We start from the raw sequence: 11,111 nt of genomic DNA, 5'->3' as shown, positions 1-11,111 counted from the left end.
AAACTTCCTCAAAGGCACAGTGGGTGATGCGATAAATCTCCTCATGGCTGCGTGTGCCTGGAATTTGAGAAAATGGATGATCAGGGCGCTGGAGGCGTTTTTTTGTGCCCTAAAAAATCGTTTTCACCTATTTTTATGATCTCAAATCCGTTCCGGCTAATAATGCGGATATTTTACTTACGTTTTGGAAGGTGGATTTAGTCCGAATCGCCCCGTAAACCCTCATTACACCGTGCTGGAGGCAAGTGTTTGGTTTTTTTCAGGGCCGACTATTTAGATGTCCCCAGGAGTGCACTATCGGCGGGATGGTAACCGGTAGTGATTGAACCTGAATTACTGGTTGCCTATACAGTAATCCTTCGATAAGCTTGCCCTCAATCAAAACAGCTCAGCAATACGGGAATGGTCATGGATTCCAATAAAGACAAGGCATTAAAGGCAGCGTTATCACAGATCGAACGCCAGTTTGGCAAGGGCACAGTGATGCGTATGGGGGACAAGGAGCGCGAGCGTATCCCGGCAATCTCCACTGGCTCCCTTGGTCTGGATGTGGCTCTCGGTATAGGCGGCCTACCACGTGGCCGTATTGTTGAGATTTATGGTCCGGAATCCTCTGGTAAAACCACCCTGACTCTGCAAGTCATTGCCGAGGCCCAGCGCAATGGCGGTACTTGTGCATTCGTGGATGCTGAGCACGCGCTCGACCCCATTTACGCTGAGAAGTTGGGTGTAAATGTTGATGAGTTGATCGTCTCCCAGCCAGATACCGGTGAACAAGCCCTGGAAGTGGCGGACATGCTGGTACGTTCCGGTGCTGTAGATGTTCTGGTAGTGGACTCTGTTGCGGCCCTGACCCCGCGCGCTGAGATTGAGGGTGAGATGGGAGATTCCCACGTTGGCCTGCAAGCCCGCCTGATGTCCCAGGCCCTGCGTAAGCTCACCGGTAACATTAAGAACACCAACACCCTGGCAATATTCATCAACCAGATCCGTATGAAGATTGGTGTGATGTTTGGTTCTCCGGAAACCACCACTGGTGGTAACGCACTCAAGTTCTACTCCTCTGTGCGCCTGGATATCCGTCGTATCGGCTCCGTAAAGGATGGTGATGAGGTGGTGGGTAACGAAACTCGCGTGAAGGTGGTGAAGAACAAGGTGGCGCCGCCCTTCAAGCAGACTGAATTCCAGATCATGTATGGCGAAGGCATCAATATGGTTGGCGAGGTAGTCGACTATGGAGTGAAACTGGGCTTGGTTGACAAGGCTGGTGCCTGGTACAGCTATAAGGGTGACAAGATTGGCCAGGGAAAGGCCAATGCCACCAAATTCCTGCGGGAAAATCCGGATATCCGCAATGAGATTGAAGGGCAGCTGCGCGCGCAATTGCTCGGTGATCTTGTGCCGGCCAGCCCGGAAGAGGCCATGGAGCTTCCGGAAGAGTAAGTGCCTTATTCAAACACGGATTTTTCCGTTGATCCCGCTCAAGCGCTGTTCGGTGCGGCGCTTGAGCTACTTGCCCGCCGCGAGCACTCGCGCCAGGAGTTGAAGCAGAAACTCACGGGCAAGTTCCCCGATTCCGATTTCAATGCTCTATTTGAGCGCTTACAAGAACTCAACTACCAGTCAGATCAGCGCTTTGCTGAAGTCTTTGCTCGCAGCCGGGTTTTGCGTGGGCAGGGGCCTGTGCGTATCCGCCAGGAATTGCAGCAGCGGGGTATTCGCGGTGAGTACGCTACTAATGCGATTGAGCAGATGGAAGTTAACTGGTTTGAATTAGCCCAGGAGCAGCTCCAGCGTAAATACCGTACTCCCATCAGTGCAGCGCTGCCGCGAGACCAGCAAATGAAAGAGCGCGCAAGGCGCCAACGTTATCTAGCTTACCGGGGCTTTTCTGCAGACGCGATTAGCTGGGCACTGGACGGAAAGTAATCAGGCTTATACTCTCATCCTGCTGAGCCTCGGTAGAATATGGCTGTCGGTTTGGCCAGCGATAACAAGAGTAAGAATAATAAGCGTGAGACACTCTATGATCCTGTCCATTGACCAGGGCACTACCGGCACTACCGCCTTTGTCTTCAATAGCAGTGGCATTTTGGTTGGCCGCAGTTATTCAGAGATTCCCAATTACTACCCCAAGCCTGGCTGGGTTGAGCAAAATGCAGAAGAAATCTGGCTGGTGACGCAGCGGGTTTGTACGGCGGCATTGCAACGTGCCGGCATCCGTGCATCCGAAGTCAAAGCCGTCGGGATTACCAATCAAAGAGAAACGACCATTCTGTGGGATAAGCATACAGGAAAGCCGGTGCACCCGGCGATAGTGTGGCAGTGTCGTCGCTCAGCGGAAATTTGTGAGGAGCTTGCCGCGGAGGGCAAGTCGGATTGGTTGCGGGAACGTAGTGGCTTATTGCTGGATGCCTATTTTTCTGCGAGCAAGCTGTTGTGGATGTTTCGTAAGCAACCAGAGCTGTTGGCCAGAGCTCGCAATGGCGAACTGTGTTTTGGCACCGTGGATAGCTGGCTGATGTGGAAAATGTCTGGGGGGAATGCACACCTTACAGATCATACGAATGCCAGTCGAACCCTGCTGTATAACCTTGAGCAGAAAAACTGGGATCCGGAACTGTTAACGCTATTCGATTGCCCCGAGTCGATTCTGCCGGAAATCAGGCCTTCTGCCGGTCACTTTACCGATACCGATCCAGAGTCATTTCTCGGTGCTGGCGCCCCCATTTGTGGTGTGGCCGGGGATCAGCAGGCGGCGTTGTTTGGCCAGGGTTGCATCAGCCCTGGCAATATCAAGAATACCTATGGCACCGGCTGTTTTATGCTGGCATTTGCCGGTGAAAAGAGACCCAAGTTGCCGAAGGGTCTACTCGCGACAATTGCCTGTAATACGGATGGCTCTCCCGCTTATGCGGTAGAGGGGTCGGTGTTTACTGCGGGGTCCGCGATACAGTGGCTGCGGGATGAGATGGGGTTGATCCAGCAGGCGGTTGATACTGAGATTATCGCCCAGAGCATTCCCAATACCCGTGGGGTTTACCTGGTGCCGGCGTTTAGTGGCTTGGGAGCCCCTCATTGGAACCCATCGGCGCGGGGTACCGTATGTGGGTTGAGCCGTGGCGCCGGGCGTGCAGAAGTGGTGCGTGCAACTTTGGAGTCCATTGCTTATCAGAGCGATGAGCTGGCGCGCCTGATGGAGGAGGCTTTGGGGGTCCCTATCAGTCATATGCGTGTGGATGGTGGCGCCAGTGCAAACAACTTCCTTATGCAGTTCCAGGCAGATATTTCAGCACTGCGCATTGAGCGCCCGAAGCTAGTGGAGTCCACTGCCATCGGTGCTGCATTGTTGGCGGGTATCGGTAGTGGCGTATGGTATTTTGACAAACTGCCGAAATGCCTGCAGGAAATTGAGCGCGACTTTATGCCTTCAATGGGTCTCTCCGAGCGGGAGCCTTTGTTGACTGGATGGAAGAGGGCAGTAGAGGCCTGTAAAGCTTTTTAAATGAAATATCCTATCTTCTTTGGCACAAGGAGGTGTCCATATGACGATTCAAGACGAGTTGCAGGAGACTATTGCTGGGCTAATCGATGGCCAACGGGGCATTCTGGCGGCGGATGAAAGCACGGGCACCATCGCCAAGCGCTTCTCCTCGGTGGGAGTTGAGTCCAACGAGGAAAACCGTCGAAACTATCGTGCCGCCCTACTATCGAGTGAAGGGTTGGGGGAGTTTGTCAGTGGAGTGATTCTGTTCGAGGAAACCCTCGGCCAGAGTGATCCAACGGGAGCACCCCTTGCGCAAGTGGCCGCATCGCAAAAAATTATTCCCGGTATTAAGGTCGATAAAGGCAAAGGCCTGCTGCCCGGAGGTAGTGGGGATATGATCACTTACGGCCTGGATGGCCTTGCTGATAGGCTCCAGGAATATAAAAAGCAGGGAGCCCGGTTTGCCAAGTGGCGCGAAGTCTATCCAGTAACCCTTCACAATCCCACGGAGCTGGGTCTTCATGCAAACGCTGAAATGCTTGCGCGATACGCCGCCATTTGCCAGTCAGAGGGTGTTGTTCCAATTGTCGAGCCAGAAGTTTTAATGGATGGCGCTCACAGTATTGGGCGAAGTGCAGAGGCTAATGAGCAGGTTTGGCATTCGGTATTTCACGCTCTACATAAGCACGGAGTGATATTGGAGCTGATATTGCTCAAGCCCAGCATGGTAACCCCGGGTTCAGAGTCTTCGCGGGCAGAGCCCCAGCAGGTTGCCGAGTATACGCTGCGCAGTTTGCGTCGCACGGTGCCGGCAGCCGTGCCCAGCATTAATTTTCTTTCCGGCGGGCAGGCGGCTGAGGAGGCAACGGCCAACCTCAACGCTCTCAACCAACTGTCCGGAGCCCCCTGGCAGTTGAGCTTTTCCTATGGGAGAGCCTTGCAGCAGCCCGCGTTGGCGGTTTGGCGGGGGCAATCTGAGAATACCGTTGCCGCTCAGTCTGCACTGGTGAAAAGGGCGCACTTAAATCATTTAGCCATGCTTGGCCAGTATCAGGAAAATCTGGAGCCAAAGGCCTGATAGCACGAGTTCCCGAATAACAATAATGTGATAAGGAGAAGGGGATGGAATTTGTAACGCGCGACGTGAGCCTGCATTACCGTCGCTGGTGGGTTGAGGGAGCGATAGGAGTGGTGGTGATTTCCCATGGACTGGGAGAGCACAGCGGCCGCTACACCCCACTGGCCCAGCATCTCAATCAGGCGGGATTCAGCGTTTATGCCCCAGATCATTATGGCCATGGTCTCTCGGAGGGAAAGCGAGGACATATAGATGACTTTTCCCTATATAGTGCAGATCTGCACGAATTTATCTGCTTGGTCAAAAGTGGTAATCCCAATGCAAGCGTGCACCTGCTGGGGCATAGTATGGGAGCAGTGGTTGCTTGTGGCAGTGCCATCCGTTATGGCTTTGTGGACAGTGTAATCCTGTCGGCTCCGGGGTTTCGCGGTGCTAAAGAACCCTCTGGCCTGGAGTTGTGGCTGGTACTGACACTGGCTAAATTGTTTCCTGGTCTCGTATTGTCGAGTCGAATTGATGACAAGTGGTTGAGCCGTGATACTTCCATTGTCGAGGCTTACCGCAATGATGAATTAGCGCATCACGGGGTTTCCCTGCGCTGGTTTGAGAGTTTCCTACAGGAAAGAGAGTTTCTCTCAGGCAATTTGGAGCGCTTGCTAATGCCCTGTCTAATGCTGCTGCCGGAGTCAGATCGTTTAGTGGATGTGGAAGTTAGTCGGGAGTGGTTTGGTCGTATGGGGACGGACAATAAAAAGCTGCACTGCTTTCCTGAGGCTTACCACGAGCTGTTTAACGAGGCTGAGGAGGGGCGTTTGGCGCGGCAGCTGTTACTTGGACATCTGAACTCGCTGCTACCCCAGTCAGAAAGTGTCGCGCCAGGATAAAAAACGGTAAAGGTGGGGGGAAGAGCGGATATCTGTCAGCAGAAGCCGAGCTGAATGCCGTGAAAAACCCCTGGAAGCATTGTATGATACGCGGTCATTTTTGCCCCCTGGAAATCCTGTCGGGGGGAAATCGTGGGGTGGAACATGGATAAAAAGTTGCTGAGCCTATTAGTGTGCCCGGTAAGTAAAGCGCCGCTTGAGTACCGCGAAGAGACCCAGGAACTGGTATGTAAAGCCAGTGGCTTGGCCTATCCGATTAGGGATGGGATTCCGGTAATGCTGGAATCTGAAGCGCGTCAACTAACCGCTGAGGAAAAGCTGGAAAAATAAGCCAATGGGTGAACCCAGCGTTTTCAGTCAAATTATCTCGGGCGATATCCCGGCCGAGAAAATCTACGAGGACGACCTTTGTGTCGTTATTGAGGATCGGGCGCCACAAGCCCCGACCCATCTCCTCATTATCCCGCGCAAACCTTTGGTCAACTTGTCCGACGCCAAAAGCGAAGATAAGGGGCTGCTCGGCCATCTCATGTGGGTGGCCGCCGAGTTAGCTCGGCAGTTGAAACTAGAGGGCTTCCGACTTGTGGTGAACAATGGACGAAGCGCGGGGCAGACCGTATTTCACCTGCATGTTCATCTGCTGGCTCAAAAGAAGATGCCCGAACAGGGGCTCGCGCAGTAGTAGGACAGACGTGACACCGCGTCATCGGTGTCGTTCAAATAACTTTTAATTAACGAAGTGGAATTACGCCGGATGAAAAGCGCACAGATTCGCGACGCCTTTCTGAATTACTTTACCGAGCAGGGCCATACCGTAGTGCCTTCGAGCTCTCTGGTCCCGGGCAATGACCCGACCCTGTTGTTCACCAACGCCGGCATGGTGCAGTTTAAGGATACTTTCCTCGGCCAGGAAAAGCGCCCCTACAACCGGGCCGCCAGCTCCCAGCGCTGCGTGCGGGCCGGGGGCAAGCACAATGACCTGGAGAATGTGGGCTACACTGCGCGTCACCACACCTTTTTTGAAATGCTGGGCAACTTCAGTTTCGGTGACTACTTCAAGCGTGAGGCGATCCGTTTTGCCTGGGATTTTCTTACTAAGGTGTTGAACCTGCCCGAAGAGCGCCTTTGGGTCACCGTACATATCAGCGATGACGAGGCTGCCAATATTTGGCTCAAAGAAGTAGGGGTGAGTGCAGATCGTTTCTCCCGCCTCGACGAGGACAACTTCTGGCAGATGGGTGATACCGGCCCCTGCGGGCCCAGCTCAGAAATTTTCTATGATCATGGTGAAGACGTGCCCGGTGGCCCCCCCGGGTCTGACAATGATGAGCTCGACCGCTATATCGAGATCTGGAATCTGGTCTTTATGCAGTATGAGCGCACAGCAGATGGTGAACTTCACGCCCTACCCAAGCCCTCGGTGGATACCGGTATGGGTCTCGAGCGCATCGCCGCCGTAATGCAGGGCGTACATTCCAATTATGAAATTGACTTGTTCCAGGCATTACTGAAAGCCGCGGGTAAAATCGTTGGTTGCGAAAACTTGGAAGAAAAATCCCTACGTGTAATTGCCGATCATATTCGCTCCTGTTCTTTTCTGATTGCCGATGGCGTGATGCCTTCCAATGAGGGGCGCGGTTTTGTATTGCGTCGCATTATTCGTCGTGCAGTGCGCCATGGTCATAAGCTGGGCCACAAAGAGGTGTTTTTCTATAAGTTAGTGGAAGCTCTGGCTGAGCAGATGGGAAAGGCCTATCCCGAGTTGCGTGAGAAGCAGCAGCTTATAGAGCAGGCTTTGCGTAAAGAAGAAGAACAGTTTGCCAAAACTCTGGATAAGGGAATGGCGTTGTTGGAGAGTGCGCTTTCTTCGCTGGAGGGGAGCGAGATCCCCGGTGAGCTGGTGTTTACTTTGCATGATACTTACGGCTTTCCTACCGATTTGACTCAGGACATTGCCCGCGAACGAGGTTTGTCCCTGGATATGGCCGGTTATGAGGGGGCTATGGAGGCCCAGCGCGAACGTGCCCGTGCTGCAGGCAAATTTAAACAGGATTACACCGAGGTGCTGGACCTGGATGGGGCAACAGAATTTCTGGGTTATGACAGTACTGAAGCTGAAGGCAAGATTATTGCCATCGTTAAAGATGGTGAACAGGTTGGGCGCCTGGAAGAAGGTGAAGAAGGTGCGGTGATTCTGGATCGTACGCCCTTTTATGCGGAGTCCGGAGGCCAGGCTGGCGATAGCGGCTACCTCAATGCGGCGGTAGGCCGTTTTGAGGTTCGCGATTGCACTAAGCAGGGTGGCCATCATCTACATGTTGGCAAAGTATTGCAGGGCGCCATCACTGTTGGTGATGAAATTTCTGCCAAGGTATCTGCAGATGTGCGTCAAGCGACGGCACTGAACCACTCCGCTACACACCTGCTGCATGCCGCCTTACGCAAAGTACTGGGCGAGCATGTTACCCAGAAAGGCTCTCTGGTGGATTCCGAGCGTCTGCGTTTTGACTTCTCGCACCCTGAGGCCGTTACTAGAAAGCAACTGCACGCAATCGAATCCCTGGTTAACGCGCAAATTCGCGCCAACACACTGGTGAAGACCCGCGAGACTGATATCGAATCAGCAAAGAAAATGGGCGCCATGGCCCTATTTGGGGAGAAATATGACGACACTGTTCGTGTACTTTCCATGGGTGAAACTGATACCGGTGCTTTCTCCATAGAGTTGTGTGGTGGTACCCATGTCAAACGCACCGGTGATATCGGTTTACTGCGTATTGTCAGCGAGAGTGGTATTGCTTCCGGGCAGCGCCGTATTGAGGCTGTTACCGGTGCACATGCGCTGTCGTTATTCGACCTGACTCAGCAGCGCCTCGAGGATATCGCTGCGCTACTGAAGGCGCGCCCGGATACCCTGGCGGGCAAGGTTGAGCAGCTGTTATTGAATAACCGCAAACTTGAAAAAGAGGTTGTGCAGCTTAAAACCAGGCTTGCCAGCGGTACGGGTGGTGATCTCACTGCACAAGCGGTTGAGATTGCGGGCTTTAAACTGTTGGCCGCGTCTATTGACGGAGTGGACCCCAAATCACTGCGCGATCTGGCAGACCAGATGAAGAGTAAGCTAGGTAGTGGCGTTGTGTTACTGGCTGCACCAGGCGAGGACAAGGTCGCATTGGTAGCTGTAGTCACTAAAGACCTGACAGATCGTCTTTCAGCCGGGGATCTGATGCGCTTTGCCGCTGGCAAACTTGGTGGCAAAGGCGGTGGGCGCAGTGATATGGCGCAGGGCGGGGGCACCGATGTTTCTGCACTGCCTGGTATGTTACAGGAGGTGCCCGCATGGGTTGAGGGATCACTCGACGGGTAATTTTGGCTAAATCGGCGCCATAAATTGTTTGCGAAGTTGATTTCACCGAAGTTTGGTGATTAAGTGCGCGCCTGCACGAGCCCGAGCGGAGCGCGTACTTGGCCTGGGGCTAAGGGAATACAAAAGTTATGAGTTTGTTCGTGCAGAAGTACGGCGGTACCTCCGTGGGTTCTATTGAACGTATTGAGGCCGTTGCTGATAAGGTAGCTGCGTTTCGAGCCAAGGGACATGGCATGGTTGTGGTGCTTTCCGCGATGAGTGGCGAGACCAACCGCCTGATCGATCTTGCTTACCAGATCCAGGAAAAGCCTGACCCCCGCGAACTGGATGTGCTCGTTTCCACTGGTGAGCAGGTCACCATTGCGTTGTTGAGCATGGCCCTGAAAAAGCGCGGTTATGACGCCTGCTCCTATACCGGTGGGCAGGTCAAGATTCTCACGGACAACGCCCATACCAAAGCGCGTATCCAGCGTATTGATGTCGAGCGTATGCGCGATGACCTAAATAGCGGCAAGGTGGTTGTAGTAGCTGGCTTCCAGGGGGTAGATGATAACGGAAACATCACCACTTTAGGGCGCGGGGGGTCGGACACCACGGGCGTGGCTCTCGCCGCAGCGCTTGATGCCACTGAATGCCAGATTTATACAGATGTTGATGGGGTCTATACCACTGATCCACGGGTGGTGGACAGTGCGCGCCGTATGGATCGGATTACATTTGAGGAAATGCTGGAAATGGCGAGCCTTGGCTCAAAGGTCTTGCAGATCCGCGCCGTTGAGTTCGCCGGTAAATACAAGGTTCCATTGCGCGTGCTCTCAACTTTTGAAGAGGGTGGTGGAACCCTGATTAGCCTGGATGAGGAAAATAACGAGATGGAACAACCTGTCGTATCCGGTATTGCATTCAATCGCGATGAGGCCAAGTTAACGATTCGTGGTGTACCGGATACCCCGGGTGTAGCCTGCCGTATCTTGGCGCCAGTTGGCGCTGAAAATATTGAAGTGGATGTAATCGTGCAAAATATCAGTGCGGTTGATGGCACAACGGATTTTACTTTTACAGTGCATCGCAATGATTTGAATAAAGCGCGCGATGTTTTGGAGCGTGTTTCGGCGGAACTTGGTGCCCGAGAAGTGATCACAGACGACAAGATTGCCAAAGTGTCTATTGTCGGTGTGGGAATGCGCTCCCATGCGAATGTGGCCAGTCGTATGTTTAGTGCTCTGGGTGAAGACAATATCAATATTCAGATGATCACCACCTCTGAAATAAAGATATCGGTGATTATCGACGAGCGCTATCTCGAGCTTGCTGTGCGCGCACTGCACAGTGAATTTGAACTCTCTGAAAAACAGAGATGAAAAAAACGCTATAACCGGAGCTAAGGCGGCAAGAGCCAGCCATTTCGATTCAGTTGCTTGGCATAGCATCCAACCTGTTGAGATTTTGTTCGACTGGTCAATACTGAATAGTGTGATGGGTAGTTTTTGACCTTTTTGCACCGCCATCCGGTTAAGATGACCAAATAAGAGCAGCCTTAGGAAAACACTGGCCGTTCTTTATCACAGGATGATCAAGGAGAAGTAGGTAATGTTGATTTTAACCCGCCGAATTGGCGAAACGCTGATGGTTGGCGACAATGTCACGGTTACCGTGCTGGGGGTGAAGGGCAATCAGGTGCGTATTGGCGTCAATGCGCCAAAGGAAGTCGCCGTACACCGCGAAGAAATTTATCAGCGCATTCAGCGTGAAAAGCAATCCTCCGAGGAGGGTGGCAACGAGTAAACGGGCAGCTTCCCAAAAAGGCCGGACATCCGGCCTTTTTTATTTGTGGTTGCACCGCACAAACAGTGCAGCTGGCGGATAAGTCTTTTTTTTGAGCGTGTTGCCCAAAACGTGTGCAGAAAGACAAAAAAGAGCAAAAAGTTATTGATTCCCCATTGCTTTTTGTCGGGCCGTTGGTATTATGCCGCCCACTTTCAGCGAGCAGTCAAGCTGCTTGGCTGAAAGGGAAGGCCTCCTTGCGGGGCGGCTCGAAAACTCCGTTTTCGAGGTGGGTTTAAAAGGTGAGATGGCCGAGTGGCTGAAGGCGCGCCCCTGCTAAGGGCGTATGGGTTAACACTCATCGAGGGTTCGAATCCCTCTCTCACCGCCATATAAAAGGCTCTCTGTAAAGGAGGCCTGCAGTCTCAGAAAAAGTTTTTGAAGCTGCTTGCAAAAAGGTGTCGCGAAGCTATAATGCACGCCACTTCAAGCAGGGTCGGAAATGACCTTGCCGGGATTCGGAAAGCTCAC

Annotated in this window: 10 protein-coding genes and 1 tRNA gene; all 11 read left to right on the top strand. The window is 53.0% G+C overall.

All coding sequences use genetic code 11. The features are described from left to right. Window positions 1-408: 408 nt before the first annotated feature. The 11 genes from recA (at window position 409) to ACCI49_RS21700 (ending at window position 10,971) form a co-directional block, all read left to right on the top strand. A complete protein-coding gene (gene recA, locus ACCI49_RS21750) occupies window positions 409-1,443 on the top strand; it encodes a recombinase RecA (protein ID WP_371841340.1) in 1,035 nt (344 codons plus the stop codon). After that, window positions 1,444-1,929 (top strand): regulatory protein RecX, encoded by a 486-nt coding sequence (locus ACCI49_RS21745; protein WP_371841339.1) that lies wholly within the window; start codon window positions 1,444-1,446, stop codon window positions 1,927-1,929. 97 nt (window positions 1,930-2,026) lie between these two features. Then, entirely contained in the window at window positions 2,027-3,505 is a 1,479-nt protein-coding gene (glpK, locus tag ACCI49_RS21740; RefSeq protein ID WP_371841338.1) for a glycerol kinase GlpK, read from the top strand. Window positions 3,506-3,545: 40 nt separating this feature from the next. Further along, window positions 3,546-4,565 (top strand): class I fructose-bisphosphate aldolase, encoded by a 1,020-nt coding sequence (locus ACCI49_RS21735; RefSeq protein WP_371841336.1) that lies wholly within the window; start codon window positions 3,546-3,548, stop codon window positions 4,563-4,565. A gap of 44 nt (window positions 4,566-4,609) precedes the next feature. After that, the gene (locus ACCI49_RS21730; RefSeq protein ID WP_371841335.1) at window positions 4,610-5,449 is read left to right on the top strand and encodes an alpha/beta hydrolase; all 840 of its coding nucleotides are present in this window, start codon (window positions 4,610-4,612) and stop codon (window positions 5,447-5,449) included. A 144-nt stretch (window positions 5,450-5,593) separates the two neighbouring features. Then, a complete protein-coding gene (locus ACCI49_RS21725; RefSeq protein WP_371841333.1) occupies window positions 5,594-5,779 on the top strand; it encodes a Trm112 family protein in 186 nt (61 codons plus the stop codon). Between the two features lie 4 nt (window positions 5,780-5,783). Continuing rightward, entirely contained in the window at window positions 5,784-6,131 is a 348-nt protein-coding gene (locus ACCI49_RS21720; protein WP_371841332.1) for a histidine triad nucleotide-binding protein, read from the top strand. Window positions 6,132-6,203: 72 nt separating this feature from the next. Then, a complete protein-coding gene (gene alaS, locus ACCI49_RS21715; RefSeq protein ID WP_371841331.1) occupies window positions 6,204-8,816 on the top strand; it encodes an alanine--tRNA ligase in 2,613 nt (870 codons plus the stop codon). A 128-nt stretch (window positions 8,817-8,944) separates the two neighbouring features. After that, on the top strand, window positions 8,945-10,177 hold the full coding sequence (locus ACCI49_RS21710) for an aspartate kinase (protein WP_371841330.1): 1,233 nt from the start codon (window positions 8,945-8,947) through the stop codon (window positions 10,175-10,177). A 229-nt stretch (window positions 10,178-10,406) separates the two neighbouring features. After that, complete coding sequence (gene csrA / locus ACCI49_RS21705; RefSeq protein WP_091391203.1) at window positions 10,407-10,601, top strand: carbon storage regulator CsrA; 195 nt, start codon at window positions 10,407-10,409, stop codon at window positions 10,599-10,601. 280 nt (window positions 10,602-10,881) lie between these two features. Next, a tRNA-Ser gene (locus tag ACCI49_RS21700) sits at window positions 10,882-10,971 on the top strand. The last annotated feature ends 140 nt before the right edge of the window (window positions 10,972-11,111 follow it).

Origin of the sequence: Microbulbifer epialgicus (genome assembly GCF_041447265.1) — a bacterium.
Classification (GTDB): domain Bacteria; phylum Pseudomonadota; class Gammaproteobacteria; order Pseudomonadales; family Cellvibrionaceae; genus Microbulbifer; species Microbulbifer epialgicus.
This window is presented reverse-complemented; position numbering and strand designations above follow the sequence as displayed.

Bases quoted from the DNA above. Each gene is read 5' to 3' on its own strand.
- csrA (WP_091391203.1), top strand. From the start codon at position 10,407: ATGTTGATTTTAACCCGCCGAATTGGCGAAACGCTGATGGTTGGCGAC.
- recA (WP_371841340.1), top strand. From the start codon at position 409: ATGGATTCCAATAAAGACAAGGCATTAAAGGCAGCGTTATCACAGATC.
- ACCI49_RS21710 (WP_371841330.1), top strand. From the start codon at position 8,945: ATGAGTTTGTTCGTGCAGAAGTACGGCGGTACCTCCGTGGGTTCTATT.
- glpK (WP_371841338.1), top strand. From the start codon at position 2,027: ATGATCCTGTCCATTGACCAGGGCACTACCGGCACTACCGCCTTTGTC.
- alaS (WP_371841331.1), top strand. From the start codon at position 6,204: ATGAAAAGCGCACAGATTCGCGACGCCTTTCTGAATTACTTTACCGAG.
- ACCI49_RS21720 (WP_371841332.1), top strand. From the start codon at position 5,784: ATGGGTGAACCCAGCGTTTTCAGTCAAATTATCTCGGGCGATATCCCG.
- ACCI49_RS21725 (WP_371841333.1), top strand. From the start codon at position 5,594: ATGGATAAAAAGTTGCTGAGCCTATTAGTGTGCCCGGTAAGTAAAGCG.
- ACCI49_RS21730 (WP_371841335.1), top strand. From the start codon at position 4,610: ATGGAATTTGTAACGCGCGACGTGAGCCTGCATTACCGTCGCTGGTGG.
- ACCI49_RS21735 (WP_371841336.1), top strand. From the start codon at position 3,546: ATGACGATTCAAGACGAGTTGCAGGAGACTATTGCTGGGCTAATCGAT.